The sequence below is a fragment of the Falsihalocynthiibacter sp. S25ZX9 genome (assembly GCF_041205405.1).
Classification (GTDB): Bacteria; Pseudomonadota; Alphaproteobacteria; order Rhodobacterales; family Rhodobacteraceae; genus Falsihalocynthiibacter; species Falsihalocynthiibacter arcticus.
The window spans coordinates 367,309-387,456 of the sequence record NZ_JBGFCD010000002.1; the positions used below are offsets into that span (position 1 = coordinate 367,309).

A 20,148-nucleotide genomic window follows, 5' to 3' on the forward strand; every position below is an offset into this window, starting at 1 on the left:
TCTTGGACAGGAGCCCCCATTCTGCAGAGATTACGCTATATCATCCTCATCTCTTAAAGCGCCAGTTGGGGGGCAAGGGGGCGCAGGGGGCCGTCCCTAGTACTTATCGCTGCACGATATTTTCTCAAAAAAATCTTTAAGACACCGCCATAGCAACACTAATAAGGGGGGCAATGAAATTGCTCAGCGCAAACCTTAGATCACGATCGCAACCGTTTCACATATTATCACTTAGTATACTGATTTATTTGCCTAATTATTAAAAACTTCCTAAATACCAGTTATTCCATTGAAGTGCCGCCCCCTTGCGCTTGATCAATGCGTGCAATTCATGTTGTATAATTTGAATATGATCAAAGCACCGCCCAATACTAAAAAGACAAATCAACCTCCTGAGGATTATAAAAACTCAAGACCAAATAAGATAAATCTTAAGGCTGCGTCGGAATCTGCGGCTAATTTAGTCGGCTTTATTAATAACGAATACTGTGCCAGTCGACAGAGAATGTTATCGGAAAAGAACACACAGGTTTACAGAACACATTTTGAATTGGTTTTACTCGATCTATTCTCAGCTTTTAGTTCACACCCAAAACTCTGGATTGGGTACAGCAGAGGAAAAGGGAACTTCATTGATGGTGGTCGCTACTATAACCCGTACACAAGCGCTAATCCGGTTACCCAAAAACCATTTATCAATACAATAAATTTTTTAGCTAATTTTGGCTACGTGGAAAACTGGATATCAAATTCAGGCTATTCCAAAATATCCTCTCGCATGAGGGCAACTGAACAACTTCAAAGATACTTCGAACAATTTGGACTTAATTGGACATCAATTAGGGAAGATAGCGAAGCTCCGGTTATTTTAGTCAAAAACGATGGCAAAATTGTTCCATACCCGCATGAAGAAGATTTCCCTTTGGAGAACGCGATAGAAAGTATCAGACGGGTTAATGCCAATCTACAAGGTGCCTATTTAAATTTAGATATTTCTGACGTTACTTTTAAAGGCTTGCAAGATCGGCTGCTGGCAAAAAAAGATGCTGACAATTTCGAGAACGATCATAGAGAGCCAATTGATTTTAGCAAAAAGCAACTCAAACGAATATTTGCTAATGGTACTTTTCAGGACGGTGGGCGCATCTACGGTGGATGGTGGCAACACGTACCCAGCGAATTGAGAAAGCATGTGGAAATTGATGGCAACATGGTCGTAGAATTAGATTTTTCAACTATGGCACCTAGGGTTTTATACGCACAGGTTGGGGAGGAAGCCCCAGCGGATTCTTACACACTAGAAGGATGGGACGATAGTTTACGGCCGATAATTAAAAAAGCTTTCAATCAATTGTTGAACAGCAAAGAGGCATCAAGGAACCAAAATCAGTGGCATAGGTTTGCACCTGATATTGAAATAGAAAAGGACAGATCCGACCTAGACAACCATGAAATAAGAAAGCTGTGTAATATTGAGTTCAAGAACAAACACGGCAGGCCGTATTCAAACCTTCTATCGGACTTGATGAACAAGCATAGCGCCATTGATCATCTTTTCTTCACTTCAAGATGGACGGAAATGCAAAGAATAGATTCAGATATAGCGGAAACAGTGTTAACGAAACTTCTGAATAAAGATCCTCCGATAACGGCTTTACCAATACATGATTCATTTATTGTTAGGCGAGGCGCAGAAGACGATTTGAGAAACGCTATGTCTGAGGCATTTTACGAGTTAACAGAAGTGCGTCCGAAGATCGATAAAGACGAGGCTGTCTTTGATCCAGAAAAGGAAAAAGCCTATTATCCGATAATTAGTGGCCCAGAAATTCATGATGAGACTAGACAGCATATGTTAGATCACAGCCTCTATCACAAACGAGAAGGTGAATGGCTCGAAACTCATGGCTTAGAGACATTTGACTAATTTTCGATATGCTATTTTCGTTTTTCTAATTCACGAATAACATTCGGTAGTGCTTAGGTTCGGGCGCCCCCTCACCTCCTCATCGGTATACATTATTATCAACTCATTTTCTTTAGTTGAAGTTATGTATTGTTCAATTCTTCGTTCAAATAGCTATACTAGCCTGCCTATACTAGACCACGAAACTTTAACTGGGTATTTATAGGATTGCGTGAGGAACAATATCCAAGCAGGTTTCTTTTGGAAAAACTGAGTACATTGGTTCGAAATCAATTCAATCTTCGAAACTGTGGCCAAAGCCTCATAGCTAGCTAAAGGTCAGGTTCGACGTTCGGCGTCCAATTCTAAAATAGCGTTGGAGATTTCTTGAATTTGCGGCTTTGAGTAAGCAAGCCGCGCAAGTTGAATATCCATCATGGTTGTTACGTGGATAACGTCCATCGTTGCCAGATCATACTTTATCAAAATAGATTTGATTTTTGAAAGTGTATTTTCGTTAAGAGTATTGCCTCCTTCGATGACAACATTCATCAATTCACTTTCTAGTGCCTGAAAAAGTGGATTGTTGTTTTTTCTTGACGTCCTTTTCATTCCAAAGAAAAGAATACCAAAAACTGCTGCGACAAGTATCCAAACCAGTGGGCTCATGAAATTTCCTTTAATGGTGAATTGTTTGTGGATGCTGATCCAAAAGAATAATTGGTGTTTCCCCTATAAACAACCTTTAACGGTGCAGCGCCCCCAACATCAGAAATATCTTGCAAATCTGCTCCTATGTAACTTGGGAAGAGAAGCCCCGCCTACTTTTTCTTCGCATGTTGGAGCAATAACGACCTGAGCGACTCTATACTTGGGTCCTCTATCATGTCGTGACAAAATGCGAATTTGGCTAGGACCATCTTGGCTTCCCAAATGGATGATTGTTCGGGAAATTTTAGAGTTAGTTGATCAAGTCCCATTAAGGCTGGTGGGACAGACCAAGCCGCAAGGTTTTGCAGAACTTTGCTAGGACGTTCTCCCGCAGCAATTGCTGTCTTTCGGGTTTGCTTGAAAGTTCCAAAACTCACCTTCATCTCAGTTAAAGCAGTTCCATACAATTTTTGGTCAATACCAATTTCCTGTGCCATCTCCTTTACGATTCTAGACCCACCCCAAACTCCAAACAAATTAATTCCCTTCCAATCTTGAAATTAGGGTTCCACTAATTCACATTAGGAAAGTATATTCGATGGTTATTCAAGGGCAGTACAGCCGTTTAGTGTTAGTCTATTAGGTGTAATACATCTTGAACGTTTAAATGAGTATACCGCTGAACGCTTCGAATATCTTTATGCCCGCTAATAATCATTATCTGCGCTTGATTTAGACCCTTCCGAGCCACTTCACTTATCCTCGAGTGCCTAAGTTGGTGAAATCTTATATCGCTGGACATTCCCAAAGCTTCCCTTGCCCTCCTCACAGCCTGTGTGACACTGTAAGCGGCCATTGGGTACAACCTACCGCCAGAGCTTACTTGACGCTCCTGAGTGGACTCTAGGAGGCTTACAGCGCGTCTTGTAAGGGGTACATCACGTGAACCTTCCTTACCGTCTACAACCCTTAGAAACCTCTGTTCTAGGCAAAGATCATCCTTCGTTAACTTTAATATTTCCGAGCGGCGCATCGCGGTTTCAAATGCCAATTCAACAACAACCGCCATTTCAGGCGTCATTTTCTCCAACAGTTGTTTTAATTCAGTTCTGCTAATCACCTTATCTCTGGTTTTCCTTGCTTTAGGTAGGACCAAAAACTCACAGGGATCAGGCATAATCAGCTCCCGTTCAGCACGCACTTCATTTAGGTACCAACGGAATACACGTCTAATCATCATTAACTCATCTCGGCATGTGGTTGTGCTCACTCGAATTAGCCGCATTTGCCTATATGCATTCAAATGCTTCAACCTTATTTCGTCCATTGCAACGTTGAATTCTTTGTTCTTGGCAATTCTTTCGATCTGTAGTGTTTTTAATCTGCTCGATGCTTTTTCAAACAAAATGGTGTTGCAGTAATTCATCCCTGCTTCGTAAAAGGTTTGATGTCTAAATTTATACCCCCCCTCGTTCATCGCAGCCCATTTGCGAGCCTTCCTTTCACTGTGAAAGGTTTGTGAACGAGCAGGTTTTCCGCGTTCTCTTATCTGAACATTCCAATTTCCTGATCGTAATTGTCGTATGCTAGCCATTTTTTGCGTCCCATTGCTTTGATTTCACAATGTAACCCTCTACAGATTGCCTAAAGTGCCTTGCCAAGGTTAGGGTCGAGAGTTCGAATCTCTTCGCCCGCTCCATCTGGTCAAACTAAAAACGGCCTTGGGTTTCCCCCCTAGGCCGTTTTTGTTTTTGGTGCCCTATCGTCTTGTCGCAGATTAACGCACTGCGTTTGCCAACGAAAGATTTACCATGTCCAAAATGAAAGCAGTCGTCATACATGAAGCGGGCGGACCCGACGCTTTAAAGATCGAAACCCGCGAGATCCCCACACCCAAAGCGGGTTGGGTTTTGATCCGTGTGAAATCTTTTGGCCTCAACCGTTCTGAATTATTTACCCGCCAAGGGCATTCCCCCAACGTTCCCTTCCCACGCATTTTGGGGATTGAGGCCGTGGGCGTCGTTGCGCAATCCGTAGATGGCGTTTTCACCGAGGGCGAAACCGTGGCCACAGCGATGGGGGGATTGGGGCGGATGTTTGATGGCAGTTATGCCGAGTACACATTGGTGCCAAATGCCCAAGTTATGCGCCTGAAAACGACTTTGGCGTGGGATGTTTTGGGTGCCCTGCCCGAGATGCTCCAAACGGCCAATGGCTCGCTTCAGACGGCTTTAAAGGCGCAGGCGGGCGAAACCCTCCTCGTACGGGGCGGCACTACATCAGTGGGTCTGTGTGCTGCCATCCTAGCCAAACGCATGGGGCTCACGGTGATCGCAACCACGCGGCGCGAAGATCGTCGCCAAAGCCTTTTGGACAACGGCGCGGATGATGTCGTCATAGATACAGGTGCAATCGCCCAAGACGTAAAAAAGCGCTATCCTGAGGGCGTGAACAAGGTGCTTGAACTGGTCGGCACAACCACATTGCTCGATTCCTTGGCCTGCACGGCCCGTGGGGGATCGGTTTGCATGACGGGCATGGTTGGAAATGCATGGGAACTGGCTGCCTTTAGCCCGATGGGCGCCATTCCAACGGCGGTAAATCTGACCACTTATGCGGGGGGCAACGAAGACTTTTTGGCAACTCCGTTGCAAGACATCGCTGATTTGGTTGTCGCCGGAAAGTTCAACGTTCCAATTGGAAAAGTCTTCAAAATTGACGACATCGTTGCCGCACATACCGCAATGGAGAACAACACGGCGGGCGGTAAAATTGTGGTCGTGACCTAGAACCTCTACTGCAAGATTTGGAGACGTTTTCTGCCCGTTTTTCTATTGACGGTTGTTGGTTCAAGTCATTCACGCCAAACTGCTCACATCGTCCCCTCAACGCGAAAACGGTGATTTCATGTCGAAACTTAAAACATCAGTGGCCGAAATGGTTGCGACTGCACGCGCGCGCATCCAAGAGATTGAAACCAAAGACGCGATAGCATTGGTCAACGACCCAAACGTCGTGATCGTCGACCTTCGAGATGTGCGTGAACGTCAACACTCGGGCTTCATCCCCGGCAGCTTTCACTGTCCGCGCGGGATGCTTGAATTCTGGATCGATCCAGAAAGCCCTTATTTCAAAGAGATATTTGCCGAGGACAAGAGATTCATCTTTCATTGCGCATCGGGGTGGCGCTCTGCCCTTTCGGTGTCCATGCTCAAGGATATGGGGTTTGAAGCCGCCCACCTAAAAGAAGGATTTTCGACGTGGGAAAAGCAGGGGGGACCTGTGGAATTTGCTCAAAGAAAACCTTAGACTATTCCCTAAAAAGACCGCCCAAGGCTATTTCCCCCTGAGCGGTCTGTCTTCATGAAATCGGGCCTATTCGGCAGCGATTTTATCCTGTGTGGACGTCGTAAAATCGCTCGCGTCATGCCGCTCTAGCAATTGTTCCGAAGGCTCACCCCACGCACGGTTAACCATTTTGCCACGCTGGAACGCGGGACGATCATAAATCTCGTTTGTCCAACGGTTGAGGTTCTTGTAGCTTTCAACGTCAAGGAATTCCGCAGCGTCATACACGAGCCCCTTAACCAACGCGCCATACCACGGAGCCGTCGCGATATCCGCAATGGTGTATTCGTCGCCCGCAAGAAATTGTCGATCGGCAAGGTTTTTGTCAAGAACATCCAATTGGCGCTTGGTTTCCATAGCAAAACGATTGATCGGATACTCAAACTTTTCAGGAGCGTAAGCATAGAAATGCCCGAAACCGCCGCCGAGATAGGGTGCGGAGCCTTGTAGCCAGAACAGCCAATTCAAGGCTTCAGCCCGTCCGGCGGGTTCTTTGGGCAGGAATGCTCCGAATTTTTCAGCGAGATAGAGCAGAATTGCGCCACTCTCAAACACGCGTGTCCCCGTGGCTGTATCCAACAAAGCGGGAATTTTGGAGTTGGGGTTGATGTCGACAAACCCGCTTCCGAATTGATCGCCCTCTTGAATATTGATTAACCACGCGTCGTATTCCGCGCCTGTAAAGCCCGCCTCAAGAAGCTCCTCGAACATCACCGTGACTTTGACGCCATTAGGTGTCGCAAGCGAGTAAAGTTGGAACGGATGTTTCCCCACTCTAAGCTCTTTGTCATGGGTTGCCCCAGAAATCGGACGGTTGATACTTGCGAACTTTCCGCCATTTTCAGTGTCCGGCGTCCAAACTTGGGGGGGGGTATATGTCATTTCATTCTCCGCTAACGTTGACGGTGACACGTAATACTTCATCGCCAAAGTACAAGAACCTTGGAGTGCATTATGAGGGGAAGCCGATGATAAAGCAGTATTATTGTGCTAAATCGCGGCCAACACGCCGTGCGCCCTAATTTTTTGAAGGTGTTGCGTGACGTTTTTCGCAAATGTTTCGGATTTTGCGACAGCGGCTGGAAGTAAATTTGGCAGTGCAAAGATATCTTTCACCAAGGACTCGGCATTTTGGCCATGCGCTGCATAAACATCTGCCAACTCTTCCTCACGAGGGTCACGCAAAGCGTACTCTGTGCCACTATCATGGCGTCCCGAAGCGTATCTGATCCAACATGCGGTCGCAAAAGCAAACGTATCTATGTCGCCCCCCTTTTCCAAGACTTCCGCTGCGGGCTCGAAAATCCGCTGGCGCATTTTCTGGGTTCCATCCATCGTAATTTGATAGGTTTCATGCGCGATGTTGGGATTGCCAAATCGTTTTATCAGCTCCGCCGCGTAGTTGTTAAAATCAACACCTTCGAGGGGAGTTAGGGTCTCGCTCGCAGCCTGCAAATGCGCGGCAACCTTCTTGGCAAGCTTTGGATTATCCATGACATCGCGCACATACGTACAGCCCGACAAATAGCCCGCATAGGCCAGCATTGAGTGGGCACCATTGAGCATACGAAGCTTCATTTTCTCAAAAGGCTCAACATCTTGAACCAAGATAGCCCCCGCATCTTCCCATGCAGGGCGGCCATTACAGAAATCATCTTCGATCACCCACTGGCTAAACGGTTCCGTTTCAACAGCGGCGAGATCGGGATGGCCCAAAGCCTGCTCCACCTCGGCAAAAAAACTGTCCGAACTGGCGGGTGTAATCCGGTCTACCATTGTCGATGGAAACCGTACATGAACCGAAATCCACGAGGCCAAATCTGGGTCCACGCGGTGGGCAAACTCCAGAACCCCTGCCCGGACCAGAGCGCCATTATTGGGCAAGTTATCGCACGAAAGGACCGTGAACGGGGCCGTCCCCGAGGCACGACGCACAGCAAGGGCGCGGGTGATGAGGCCGATGGCCCCCGTGGGCAATTCGGGGTTTGCCAAATCCTTTGCGATCTGCGGATCGGCAAGGTTCAGTTGCCCAGTCGAAAGATCGACACCATAGGCTTTCTCGGTAATCGTCAAACTGACAATACGGGTCTGAGGCCGCGTCATCGCATCTAAGATCGGTGCCACGCCCCGTTGGCCCGCGAGAACACTGGCGACACTGCCAATTTCGCGAAAAACCGGCGGCTCGCCACGCTGATCGGAGCGAACAACAAGGGTATAACGCCCCTCTTGAGCGTTCATTGCGTCAGCGACCTCTGTGCTGCGCAAACTGACCCCCAGAATGCGCCAATCGCCGCCATTTTTAGCGAGAACACTGTCTGTATAGACCGCTTGGTGCGCACGATGGAACGCGCCAATCCCGATATGAACAATCCCGACATCCGACGCGCTTGGATCATACGCGCAAGGTTCGCTATGCATTATTGTCACGCGCATCTGTAGAGACATTTGCGAAATCCGAGGACAATGCAGCAATCACCCCGCGCAATTCCGCCAAGCCGCGCAGACGCCCCGTAACGGGATAACCCGGCTGTTGAGGGCGCTTAAAATCATCGACCATCTCGTGACCGTGGTCAGGGCGCATGGGGATATTCCAATCTTCACGGCCTTCCGCTCGACGGCGTTTTTCTTCAGACAGAACCGCCGCAATCAAGGCGACCATATCGGTGCTCCCGCCCAAATGTTCTGCTTCGTAAAAAGAACCGGGAAACATGTCGCTCTCGCGTTGAACGTTGCGCAGATGCAGGAAATGCACGTGAGGGCCGAGCCGACGCATCATCCCCGCCAAATCGTTCTGCGGGTGCACACCAAGCGATCCACTACACAAGGTAATACCATTCGCCGGACTATCCACAGCGGCAATCAATTCGGCATAATCCTGTTCCGTCGACATGACGCGCGGTAAGCCAAGCAGCGAGAACGGCGGATCATCCGGATGGCAGCAAAGCCGCATTCCAAGGCGCTCGGCTGTCGGCAGAACTTCCCTGAGGAAGGTGTATTGATTGGACTTCAAACGCTCGGATGTAATGTCGGAATAGGAGCCAAGCAGGGTTTTGAAATCGTCAAAAGTCAGTTCTTGGTTCGCCCCAGGAAGGCCCATCACAATATTCGCCATGAGCGCCTGTTTGTCCGCATCCAGCATAGTGGCATGGCGCGCGGTTGCGGCCTCAACCACTTCGGCGGGGAAATCGCTTGCCGCGTCGGCACGATCGAGAATGAAGATGTCAAACGCCGCGAAATCAATCAGATCAAATCGCATACAGGTTGCGGTATTATCCAGACGCCACGCCAAATCGGTGCGGGTCCAATCCAATATCGGCATAAAGTTGTAACAAACCGTTTTGATGGCCGCCTCCGCGAGATTTTCGAGACTGGTTTTGTAAGCTTCAAGATGGGCGCGCCATGCTCCGTCTTGTTTTTTAATATCCTCGGATACAGGCAGGCTTTCAACGACATCCCACTTGAGGGACGACGGCGTGCCATCACTGCGGGTCGCAATTTCAGCTTGTCGTTTCTCTATTTCCGCACGGGTCCAAACTTCGCCGTTTGGTACGTGGTGCAAGCCGCTGACAACGCCCGTTGCCCCCGCTTGCTCGATTTCTTCGATCAGGGTGCAATCCTTTGGCCCAAACCATCTCCACGTCTGCTTCATACCAAATCCTCATATCCATATGTTCGTTTTGCCAATCGATACGCGAGATCAATCGCCACTTCGACAGCTTCATCTTCCAGCAAACGGTGCTCGGCAACTTGGGTCGCTAGATACGCGCAATCCACGCGGCGAGCCATATCGTGACGCGCGGGAATGGACGGGAACGCGCGCGTGTCATCGTTAAATCCCACGGTGTTATAGTATCCCGCAGTTTCCGTCGTAAGATTTCGGTAGCGCATCATGCCGTCTGGACTGTCCGAAAACCACCACGCCGGCCCAAGCTTGAGGCAAGGATAGGCAGCCGCAAGAGGCGCCAGTTCCCGCGCATAGGTTGATTCATCCAAGGTAAACAGGATAATACTCAGGTTCTTTTCGTGCCCCAAGATATTGAGCAACGGTTTGAGAGCTTCGACAAAATTCACCCGCTTCGGTATATCAAACCCCTTATCCGACCCGTATCGCTTAAAGACATGCGGGCTGTGATTTCTGTCAGATCCGGGATGAATTTGCATAACCAACCCGTCTTCAACACTCAGCCTTGCCATCTCGGTTAGCATCTGCCCGCGGAACATCTCTTTTTGATCTTCGGTCGCAGTTTGCGCAAGGATGTCCGCATATAGATCGCGGCAGGCTTGTTGAGTGAAATCGCAGGTTGTCGCACTGGGGTGACCATGGTCGGTGGCCGTGGCCCCCGCCTTGATAAAGTCCTGTCGACGTTTTTGATGTGCGCGCAGAAGCCCGTCCCATGTCGCGGCGTTTTCACCGGTAATTTCTCCGAAACGCTCAATATTTTCAACAAAGCCAGAGATATCGGGATTTGTCACAGCGTCTGGTCGATAGGTGGGCACAACCCGCCCGCTCCATGCACTCTCTGCGATACTGTTGTGATGTGCTAGGTCATCAAGACAGGAATCCGTTGTGGCAAGAACTTCAATATTGAAAGCCTCATAAAGGGCTCTCGGGCGGTAGGCTTCTTGGTTCAACTTCTCGGAAATTTGATCATAAGCAGCGTCGGCTATTTCAGGACGCAAAGGCGCTTCAATGCCAAATTGATTTTCCAAAGTATAGTCCATCCAATGGCGCACGGGCGTAGAGCGAAACAGAGTATAATTTTCTGCGAATAAACGCCAAATTTTGCGGCTGTCCATTTCAAATGCTGCGCCATCCAGCGTGGGAACGCCCATAGCGGAATGGGGTATCCCCTGTGAAACCATCATGCGGACGATATAGTGATCCGGAACGATCAAAAGCCGTGCAGGGTCTGCAAAAGGCGCATTGCCCGAAAACCAACTCGGGTCCGTGTGGCCATGTGGGCAAATGAGGGGCAATGCCTCTATTTCATGGAACAACCGCTGTGCTATCGCGCGTGTCGTTGCCTCAACGGGGAAAAAACGATTTTCATTGAGCACTGTTGTCTCCTACTGCTTCAAAGGCTGAATTGATGTGTCTATTAATTAGGGCCTGCGCCAACTCGCTATCTTTGACGCGTAAAGCTTTGATGATTTCCAAATGCTCGCCAAAGGCAACATTAATCCGCAGCGGCAAATTTGCGGTAAGCATGATACGCGCACGATCGGTGTGGGCCTTGACGGAATGCGCAAGACGCCACGCGGAAGGGATGCCTGCCAACTCCGCCAGGGCCTCGTGAAATTCCTCGTCGCGTTTGAAAAATTCGATGTGGTCGTCATGGGAAACCGCAACCCGCTGCAATGCGACACTGGCATCTAACGTCCGTAAATCCACGTCTCTTTCGCAGATTTGTTTGACGACCTCGCGCTCTAGCGATCGGCGGATAATAATCCCTTCGCGGACCCGCGCTGCATCAATGGGAGCGACTATTGTGCCAACCTTGCTTTTTGCGTGGATTAATCCCTCGTCGATCAACCGCAAGTAGGCTTCGCGCACGGGAGTCCGGCTGACACCAAACCATTGGCTGAGATCGGTTTCGTTGATGGGGGTTGAAGGCTTCAAACACTCAACGATAATATTCAGGCGCACAATATCATAGATCTGCGCGCCGATTGGACGCGACCGATCAATCTCGGAGTCCAACAGCCTCTCTGGCGAACGGATATGAATACTTTGGGACATACGACCTCACTTCGCCCCTTCTTAGCACTCATGTATACATGAACACAAGCAGCACAAGATACCCACATCCGCAAACCCCGCCCACGTACATTTATAGGATATTTCCGCTTTTTAGTGCTCTAGAAGACAAAATCATTTGCGTCTAGCTCTGCTGGAAGAACGTCGCGCAATATTATAGTCGTATTGGAAAATTGTACGATGGTGTCGTCACCAAACCGCGTAAGTGTCAGATCGCTGAATTGACGCGCGCCCGCACCAATTGCGACAATGTCGACATTGATAGAGAAGTCGGAAATGGTATCAGAGCCTGTACCCGTGGCAAACACAAAGGTGTCAACACCAGCGCCGCCGTGCAATGTGTCATTTCCCAGGTTACCCGACAAAGTATCGTCACCAAGACCACCAAAGAGAAAGTCGTCTCCACTGCGCCCATAGAGGGTATCATGCCCCGCTCCCCCCCAAAGACTGTTGGCATTGTTGTCGCCCAGCAAAAGGTCGTTAAAGGCAGTCCCCATTATATTCTCGACCGAAGAATAAGTGTCACCCGTAGCCTCGCCAGTGTTGGCAATTTCATAATAGAGGTCCGCGCGCAGACCGCTAGATGCGCTGGAATAGTCCGCTATATCAACTCCCCAGCCACCAATAAGCGCATCCGCCCCGAGGCCGCCATTCAGACTGTCATTACCCATATTACCCGACAAAGTATCGTTACCAAGGCCACCAAAGAGATGGTCATCCCCATCGCGCCCATAGACGGTATCATGCCCCGCTCCCCCCCAAAGACTGTTGGCAATGTTGTCGCCCAGCAAAAGGTCGTTAAAGGCAGTCCCAACGAGGTTTTCGATGCTGGAATAGGTGTCGCCGGTGGCATCTCCGGAATTGGCGGCCACATAGAAAAGGTCTGCTCGAAGCGCAGAAGCTGCTTGGGTATAAAGGGCAGTATCATTTCCTGATCCCCCAATAAGCGTGTCTGCACCTTGGCCTCCGCTCAAGCGGTCATTCCCATCCTCTCCAGAAAGCAAATCATCACCGTAATTGCCAAATAATTGGTCATCTCCGGAACGCCCGAAAAGCTGGTCGATCCCACCATGCCCTACTAGGGTGTTGGCGCCATTGTCGCCAAAAAGCATGTCGTCATAATCACTGCCAATCAGATTCTCAATCAGTGTGTAGGAGTCGCCCTCAGCCTCACCTGTATTGGCTGCAGCGCTCAGTAAATCCGCTCGGACCCCTGCCAATGCACCAAAATATGAAGCCCAATCGTCGCCTTCGCCGCCATTAAGATCATCCCCACCGCTACCGCCTGATAGAGTGTCATCCCCATGATCCCCCAATAGAGAATCTTCACCTTGGCCGCCAAAGAGAATATCGTTGCCTATGCCCCCAAGGAGGATATCGTTTCCCCCATGGCCGTAAAGGGAATCATGACCGGCATCACCTTTAAGTTGGTTTGCGGCTTCGTCGCCGCCCAAATAGTCATCAAAGGCAGTTCCCTGCACGTTTTCGATCGAGGTATAAGTATCCCCATTTGCCGCACCTGTGTTTTCGCTCGGATCATCCAGCTCGACGGTCACCCCCATCGTAGCCCTCAAATATAAAACCCAGTCTGACCCCGCACCACCGTCCATCGCGTCGCCTCCGCCCGAACTGAACATAAAGTTGTTTTGCGCATCGCCGGTCAAAATATCGGCATGAAGTGATCCAATAAGCCCTGCAAAGGTGCCACCAATGATCACATCTCCGTCAGCATCACCACCACTCGCAACGCCCGTTTCAAGATTGATATTCACACTGGTTGAGGATGTGAAATAGCTCAGGACGTCTTGGCCGCCTCCGCCATCCAACGTATCCGCCCCTGCTCCTCCTTCAAGAACGTCATCGCCTTCACCGCCGTGTATGAAGTCACCACCTTGTGACCCAATAATCGTTTCGTCACTGCTGTCTCCGCTTATTAGAAACGTGTGGGTATAGGCGTCGTTAGCATCAAAAACCGTAATTCCCGCTAGGGTGAGAAAGGTGATATTTCCCATCGCTACTCTTGTTATTTCCTGCGTGTTCGCATGGCTATCTAAAATAAATTCCGCCGTAGAGGATATCCCCGCGCCGAATTGATCCGCATTCAAACGAAGTGTCCGTGTCCCCGTGGTATTGCCCGCGCCAAAAACAACACTCTCGATCGAAACCAATGTGTCATTGTCGAGCGCGTGTTCCAGTGAACCTAGCCCCCCTAATAGAAGCCAGTCGTCGTCGTCACCGCCATCAAAAACTTCGCCAACATCATCGTCTCCCTCGCCAAGAATAAAACCCGCGTGATTGAGGAGATCACGGCCCCCTTGACCCATTAACGCATCAACACCGCGACGCCCAGTAAGGGTATCAGCACCATTCCCACCCCATAAAACATTGCTTCCACTGTCGCCGCTAAGTTCATCATCGTAACCCGTTCCTAAAACACTCTCGAACCCAACATAAACATCGCCCTCGCTGTCGCCTCCGGAGCTTGTTTCGCTTTCCAAATCTACGACAACAGAAGAATTTGAACCCGCATAACTTAAGATATCAACGCCCTCACCACCGTCGAGTGTATCTCCGTTTCTGCCGCCTTCGATGATGTCTTGGCCGCTTCCGCCATTGAGTGTGTCGTATCCAACGCCACCCCAGATTGCGTCATCACCGCCGTTCCCATTGATCGTATCGTTCAGCCTTGTCCCAACAATGAAATCCGCAACGGAAGCTCCCGTAACAAATAAACTCAACGTCGAAACTGTTCCAGAAAACCACAGATTTGAGAGGTCTAAGCTCGCCTGACTCCCCATTTGGATGTAGATTTTTTCATAAGAATCCCCCCATCCGTCTACGTTTATTTCTGCAGTAAGTGATATTCCGACCCCAAATTGATCCCCACTTAAAAAGACTTCTCGCGTACTTCCGATCCCCGGATCCGAGATTTCCAAGTAATCAATAGAGACGAGAGTATTGTCACTAAGTGTATGGGAAATAGTGGTGGACGCTTCACTACCCATAAGTTTGAGAACGTCAAAACCGTCGCCGCCCTCAAATACATGGTTTCCTGCGGCCACAGAGTCGCTGTCGAGCGTGAAAGTATTGCCGCTCACGCTCTCACCGGCCTCAACTTGCTCACTTGGCGTGCCTGTTTTAGGAATGGCTTTCAATGGGGCGAAATCATAAAGTAACCGCGAGAAATCGGCATCAGGTGCATCCATAGTTCTCACTGCCATCTTCAATACCCCTGCAGGAATTCGATCCGAATTGTTGCTTGCCGGAACTGGAGTGTTCTGTGCCCGAGACAACAATCACAGCGCCAGATGGCCCATGCGAAGGCATTATTCGTTGTGGAAATCTAAAAATGTATTAACAACACCAAAGCGAATTCGTGGCATTTCATTCAAATTATCGGAATATTAGCCAAGACGGCTTGTTTCTGACCGCTTTGAAAAAAGTGAACCAAACTGGAAGTATTTCTGCCTAATTTTACTGACAATAACTGGGGAAATCGCCCTATCTGGACCTTCTCGGGATCAAAGTTCCGACAATTAGGCTCATTTTAACCGATAAATTGGATGATTAATGTCGGGCAAAATCACCCAACGAGAACGCGACCGGTCCGTTCTAGGCCGCGGCGTCGAGGACGCTTCGCAACTGCTTGATCTTCTGGGGATCGGTTTTATTCATAAATTCAGGTGCGAAACCAAAGCCTACCGTGGTCTTGTCTTGCTCCACAGGGCTGCTACAAGACGCATGAAAGGATCGCACGCCGGTTGCATGTCCGATCTCTAGGATATTGCGCGCGCTCACACCACTCCCAGCCACGATTTCAATGCGCCCTCGCGCGCGTTCCTGAAGTTTGCGCAAACACGCCATACCGTCTTGCGCATTGAAAGAACTGCCCGAGGTCAAAATGCGCGAAAAGCCAAGGTCAATTGCTTGATCCAACGCAACAAAGGGGTCATCTAACGTATCAATCACACGGTGGAGGGTTCGGATAAGGCTGCCCGAAGCGGCGATCATCTTGTTGAGGACAGGTAAATCAAGCATCGCCTCCGCCGTTGAAGCTCCGATGACAATCCCAGCCAATTCCGCCGATCTAACGGCGTCAATATCACCTAGAGCGACGTCAATCTCATGGGGTGAATAAATAAAACTCCCAGCCCGAGGCCGGATCATGGCATGCACAGGCACGAAACTGGTGCGCGCCAAGGATATCTGCCCCGCAGATGGCGTCAGCCCGCCAACGGCCAAAGCACTGCATAGCTCGATAGTGTCCACGCCGTTTTGACAGGCTTGCAACCCCTCAGGCGTGTCAATGCAAACTTCGAGCTTAAGGGCGTTGGCCTCCATCAGTTTAAACCAATTCGCCAGTAAATTCCGCCAAGGTTCCTCGCACTGTCAAATCATCGCGCAAGACCAGAACATCCTCTAAAACGCGCCCATCAAGCTGCCCTAAATGCGGCAACCCCATACAGGCAGCAGGTGTCGAAGTCGCCATTTTCAGCGCCTCAAGGAGGGGCGTTCCTGTGCGCTCAACCAAACGTTTCACGCCCTCGGCTTGAGTCACATGCGCACCCGCAAGGCTGCCTTCCGAGTTGACCAACATGCCTTCGCGCAGGTAAATATTCTTTCCGTAAAGTTCGAAATGATCTTGGCCACCAACAGTAGCCATAGCATCGGAAACCAGAAACATACGGTCGCGTATGGGGCGTGCGCGAACGGCAAGCCCGATCATTTCGTCAGCGACATGGAAGCCATCGCAGATAATTCCAGAATAGAGGTCGGAATTGATAACCGACCCGACCGCCCCCGGCTCACGTCCGAGCATCGGCGACATGGCATTAAACAAATGCGTCGCACAGCGCGCGCCGGCCTTGATCGCCACCGCCATTTGCTCTGCCGTGGCCGCCGTGTGCCCAAGGGAAACAACCGCACCCAGAGCCGCAAGTTGCGAGATATACTCAGGTTTTGTGGCTTCAGGTGCGAGAGTAATCATTACAGGAATGCCCGCTTTGCGAAGCCGCGCCACAACCGAAAGGGTGCGCTCATCCATGGGCCTAACGAACGCGCCCAGATGCGTTCCGCGCCGTTCCAGCGAAATATGGGGCCCCTCAATATGCAGCCCCATAATGCTTCGATCGCCCTGTGCTGTCACCGCAGCCTTGGCCACAGCATCCATCACGTCCGGCCCATCGGTGATGACCGTGGGCATGATCGCAACCGTGCCAAAACGGCGATGCGCCTCGGCAATCGTCTGCATTCCTTCACGTGTCGGCGTCTGATTTAAAAGGACATCTCCGCCACCGTTGACTTGCAAATCCACAAATCCTGGCGTTACAAGCCCCTTAATTGGCCGCGCGTATTCAGCTTTGGGCAAAGGGTCCGATGTAACTTCAACAATGACCCCTGCTTCAACACGTAGGCTTGCATGTGTCAAAATCTCATGCCCTGTAAAAAGCTTTTCTGGTTGCAACCAAAACGCCATCATTCCCCCTTCGCGTGTTCAGAAGTACCAAGATCAAACGCCTGCGCCTGTTGATGCTGAAAGCCAGCATAGGCCGCACCGCGTGCGCCACTCGCATCACCGCCCTGCGCCAAAACAATCGCAGGTATGGCAAAGTCGCCAAATTGAGCGTTTTGGGTCGCCGCCGTGAGCGCTTCAATCGCACCGTCAATTTTGGACAGGCCACCACCAATGACGATCACATCTGGATCAACAGCCAAAGTAAGGTTGCACAGAAGATCTGCTGTAAAGGCACACCAAATCTCCCAAACGCGTTGCGCCAACAGATCCGTTGCACGTTGTGCGATAATGTCTGGCGGGCTTACGCGTGCCCCCATGATCGTTTCGGCAATTCGGCTCATTCCCGGACCCGCAATATAAGTCTCGCTACAACCACGACGTCCACAGCCACATTGCACGATGGGCAAACCGTATTGCTCCACAAGGTGCGCAGGCGCTGACATATGGCCAAATTCGCCACCGGTCATCGTGGGACCCGCATGGATGTCGCCTCCAATGGCAACGCCGCCGCCAACTCCCGTTCCCAAGATCAGGGACATGACCGTCCGATGCCCTTTTCCCGCGCCAAAAATCGATTCCGAAAGAGCCAAAGCACGACAGTCGTTGATGAAAACAACCTCACGCCCCGCCGCGCGTTCAACATCCCGATGAAGGGGACGCCCCGTTGCACAAAGGTTGGCCGTAAGCGCCAATTCCGTCGCAGGATTGATCAAGCCCGCCGCGCCAATTCCCAGCGGAACCTGATAGCCAGCTTGGGTATCAGTCCACGTCACAAGCCCCGCTAAAGCCGCAATAAGCGCGTCATAGGTTTGCGGGGTCGGCACACGTTTGCGCGCGACAACCTCCCAATCGTCGCCAAAAACTTGGAGTTCGATCTTGGTGCCCCCCAAATCTATGCCTGCTGCTCTCATTTCACCACCGGATATAGCTTTACGCCCGCAACTACACGACTAAGCGTGCCGCGACCAGTGAAAGGGTCATCAACATTCAGGCCCAAAGCTTCGGCCCATTGCACCCCAGCGATTTGCGCGGATGCCACACACAACGGAGCAGCCCAAACTGCCCCAAACGGCATAGCAATATCAAGGTCGCCGCCAACTCCAACGGCCTGCACGCGTGCTCTGGGGAACTGACTGCGCAGCTCTGCAACAAGGTCCATATCATAGGCATTTGCAGGGGATTCTGGGCTGACGAAAACCGTGATCGCCGTAGTATCGGTCACGAAGGATTTTGGACCGTGGCGAAACCCAAGCGAACTATCCCAGAGCGCAGGGATTTGTCCCGCAGACAGTTCCATAACTTTGAGCGCAGCTTCACGGGCGGCGAAGGCCAACGCCCCCGATCCTACATAAACCGCGCGCTCAGGGAGAGGCGTCTCCGCGCCCATCAAAGGTAAGAGCCCGCGCAACTGATACGACAAGGCCGCGAACCGTTCTGCCACATCACAGGGCGCATCAAACAGCGCCAATGTGGTTAAAAGCATTGTGGAAAAACTGCTGGTCATGGCGAAACCCGCGTCATGGGTCGCATCTGGCAATACAATAACCTTGAGTGGCCCCGAACTGGGCCGCGTGGCCAATGCGCCATCGCGATTACAGGTGATATGTAAACGTGGCGCAGTCGGTGCTAGGGCATCTAACGCGTCCAATGTTCCGATGCTTTCGGTGCTATTGCCAGAGCGTCCAAAACTGACAACAAGTGGGCGAACGCCCGACAAAAACGCCTGCGGACGGCTGACAATATCTGTGGTCGGAACGGACCGAAACCGCTTCCCCTCCAAGCCCGCCGCGACGATATCCCCGATATAAGAGCTTGTCCCCGCACCACAAAACCAAACTTCCTCAACATCCAGTGACGCGATCCAAGCGCGCAGACCCGCCATGTCCAATGCTTGGCCCCAATCGCGCCAAATATCGGGTTGCTGATGGATTTCGGTCCATGTGGCCCAGCGGCCAAGGGCGTTCAAATCAGTCATGTGGTTTGTGTTACCTTTGAAAGAGTGGTCGGTGCATCAGGGTTCAAACCCAGCGCCAATGCGGTTTCTAAAATCACCGAATACATGAGCGTCAGGAGGAGCGCGGCACTCGCCGCAGGGGTCAATCCCTCAACCCCAACATCGGCGGGACAGATGCGATGCACATCACAACCAACGCCGCGAAACCGCGCCTCGGCTTGGTCCAAACTGTCTTTTGTGCTGGGCAAACCCGTGTCCAAGATCAGGACCATAAGCGGGTTTGTCGCGAGTTCAAGCGGGCCGTGCAGCACTTCAGACGACGAGTAAGCCTCCGCATGCAAAGCACAACATTCCTTAAGTTTCAGCGAAGTCTCGATCGCAGTGCCATAACCCGTATCACGGCCAATCACATAGATATTTCGCGCCCGCAGCAAAGCAGACTTGAGCGCTTCGGAGCGAGGATGAATGGTCGTCGCGGTCTTAAGGGTTTCCACAGAAGCTTGCGCACGTTCGCGGTAAGTAGGGCTAAGTGACGAGAGCAGTGCCATCCCAGCGCCAATGGACCCGACAACGGTTTTCGTCGCTGGGACCGCAAGCTCTGGTCCCGCGCCAATCGCTACCGTCGTATGCGCGGCGACTTCTACTGCTGAGTTGGGCTGATTTGTGATGGCAACCACCGAGGCGCCGTGCGCGGCAGCCCCTTTGGCCGAACGCACCAAATCATCACTCGCACCCGATTGCGAAATCACAAGAACCGAAGCGCCGTCCATTTGAACGCCCTGCCCGACGGAAAAGACCGACGGCGGAAGGGAGGTCACAGGAATGCTCAACTCGCGCATCATCTCATACGACAGGATATTGGCCGCCGCGTCAGAGGAACCACGCGCAATCGTGTAAATCGCATTGGTGTCGACCAAGGACGCAACATCAACGGCTTGTGACGCGGCGCGGCAGAAAACATCCCGCGCCTGAGCGGTTTCTTTGGCCATATGTTGGCCTGCGATTACGTGTTCCAT

The 20,148-nt window shown here is 51.0% G+C and carries 17 protein-coding genes; 3 read left to right on the forward strand and 14 right to left on the reverse strand.

Annotated features, from left to right (window positions below):
* The first annotated feature begins 331 nt into the window (after nt 1-331).
* Entirely contained in the window at nt 332-1,927 is a 1,596-nt protein-coding gene (locus AB9F29_RS03830; RefSeq protein ID WP_369754650.1) for a hypothetical protein, read from the forward strand.
* A 318-nt stretch (nt 1,928-2,245) separates the two neighbouring features.
* On the opposite strand, the gene AB9F29_RS03835 is transcribed toward AB9F29_RS03830, so the two are convergent.
* The 3 genes from AB9F29_RS03835 to AB9F29_RS03845 all read right to left on the reverse strand — a co-directional run bounded on the left by AB9F29_RS03835 (nt 2,246) and on the right by AB9F29_RS03845 (nt 4,151).
* Nucleotides 2,246-2,575, reverse strand: a complete 330-nt coding sequence (locus AB9F29_RS03835; protein WP_369754651.1) for a hypothetical protein — start codon at nt 2,573-2,575, stop codon at nt 2,246-2,248.
* Nucleotides 2,576-2,727: 152 nt separating this feature from the next.
* Nucleotides 2,728-3,054, reverse strand: a complete 327-nt coding sequence (locus AB9F29_RS03840) for a hypothetical protein (RefSeq protein WP_369754652.1) — start codon at nt 3,052-3,054, stop codon at nt 2,728-2,730.
* 134 nt (nt 3,055-3,188) lie between these two features.
* A complete protein-coding gene (locus AB9F29_RS03845) occupies nt 3,189-4,151 on the reverse strand; it encodes a tyrosine-type recombinase/integrase (protein WP_369754653.1) in 963 nt (320 codons plus the stop codon).
* 217 nt (nt 4,152-4,368) lie between these two features.
* On the opposite strand from AB9F29_RS03845, the gene AB9F29_RS03850 reads away from it, so the two are divergent.
* Both AB9F29_RS03850 and AB9F29_RS03855 read left to right on the forward strand, forming a co-directional pair.
* Entirely contained in the window at nt 4,369-5,346 is a 978-nt protein-coding gene (locus tag AB9F29_RS03850) for a zinc-binding alcohol dehydrogenase family protein (protein ID WP_335585855.1), read from the forward strand.
* A 118-nt stretch (nt 5,347-5,464) separates the two neighbouring features.
* Nucleotides 5,465-5,866 (forward strand): rhodanese-like domain-containing protein, encoded by a 402-nt coding sequence (locus tag AB9F29_RS03855; RefSeq protein WP_335585854.1) that lies wholly within the window; start codon nt 5,465-5,467, stop codon nt 5,864-5,866.
* 66 nt (nt 5,867-5,932) lie between these two features.
* On the opposite strand, the gene yghU is transcribed toward AB9F29_RS03855, so the two are convergent.
* The 11 genes from yghU to AB9F29_RS03910 all read right to left on the reverse strand — a co-directional run bounded on the left by yghU (nt 5,933) and on the right by AB9F29_RS03910 (nt 20,148).
* The gene (gene yghU, locus AB9F29_RS03860) at nt 5,933-6,787 is read right to left on the reverse strand and encodes a glutathione-dependent disulfide-bond oxidoreductase (protein WP_369754654.1); all 855 of its coding nucleotides are present in this window, start codon (nt 6,785-6,787) and stop codon (nt 5,933-5,935) included.
* Nucleotides 6,788-6,895: 108 nt separating this feature from the next.
* The gene (locus AB9F29_RS03865; protein WP_369754655.1) at nt 6,896-8,350 is read right to left on the reverse strand and encodes a mannitol dehydrogenase family protein; all 1,455 of its coding nucleotides are present in this window, start codon (nt 8,348-8,350) and stop codon (nt 6,896-6,898) included.
* Nucleotides 8,316-9,554: a mannonate dehydratase gene (gene uxuA / locus AB9F29_RS03870; protein WP_369754656.1), complete on the reverse strand. Its 1,239-nt coding sequence runs from the start codon at nt 9,552-9,554 to the stop codon at nt 8,316-8,318. Before uxuA ends, AB9F29_RS03865 begins: the two co-directional genes overlap by 35 nt.
* Nucleotides 9,551-10,963 carry a glucuronate isomerase gene (gene uxaC, locus AB9F29_RS03875; protein WP_369754657.1) on the reverse strand — a complete coding sequence of 471 codons (1,413 nt, stop codon included), beginning with the start codon at nt 10,961-10,963 and terminating at the stop codon, nt 9,551-9,553. Before uxaC ends, uxuA begins: the two co-directional genes overlap by 4 nt.
* Entirely contained in the window at nt 10,953-11,645 is a 693-nt protein-coding gene (locus tag AB9F29_RS03880; RefSeq protein WP_369754658.1) for a GntR family transcriptional regulator, read from the reverse strand. The genes uxaC and AB9F29_RS03880 overlap by 11 nt, the downstream gene beginning before the upstream one ends.
* Before the next feature lie 119 nt (nt 11,646-11,764).
* Nucleotides 11,765-14,884 carry a calcium-binding protein gene (locus AB9F29_RS03885; RefSeq protein ID WP_369754659.1) on the reverse strand — a complete coding sequence of 1,040 codons (3,120 nt, stop codon included), beginning with the start codon at nt 14,882-14,884 and terminating at the stop codon, nt 11,765-11,767.
* A 391-nt stretch (nt 14,885-15,275) separates the two neighbouring features.
* Nucleotides 15,276-16,004, reverse strand: coding sequence for a copper homeostasis protein CutC (locus AB9F29_RS03890; protein ID WP_369754660.1), 729 nt, complete (start codon nt 16,002-16,004; stop codon nt 15,276-15,278).
* A 4-nt stretch (nt 16,005-16,008) separates the two neighbouring features.
* A complete protein-coding gene (nagA, locus tag AB9F29_RS03895) occupies nt 16,009-17,139 on the reverse strand; it encodes an N-acetylglucosamine-6-phosphate deacetylase (protein WP_369754661.1) in 1,131 nt (376 codons plus the stop codon).
* Complete coding sequence (locus AB9F29_RS03900) at nt 17,139-18,089, reverse strand: ROK family protein (RefSeq protein ID WP_335585944.1); 951 nt, start codon at nt 18,087-18,089, stop codon at nt 17,139-17,141. The genes nagA and AB9F29_RS03900 overlap by 1 nt, the downstream gene beginning before the upstream one ends.
* Nucleotides 18,086-19,153 (reverse strand): tagatose-bisphosphate aldolase, encoded by a 1,068-nt coding sequence (locus AB9F29_RS03905; RefSeq protein ID WP_369754662.1) that lies wholly within the window; start codon nt 19,151-19,153, stop codon nt 18,086-18,088. Before AB9F29_RS03905 ends, AB9F29_RS03900 begins: the two co-directional genes overlap by 4 nt.
* Nucleotides 19,150-20,148: an SIS domain-containing protein gene (locus tag AB9F29_RS03910; RefSeq protein WP_369754663.1), complete on the reverse strand. Its 999-nt coding sequence runs from the start codon at nt 20,146-20,148 to the stop codon at nt 19,150-19,152. The genes AB9F29_RS03905 and AB9F29_RS03910 overlap by 4 nt, the downstream gene beginning before the upstream one ends.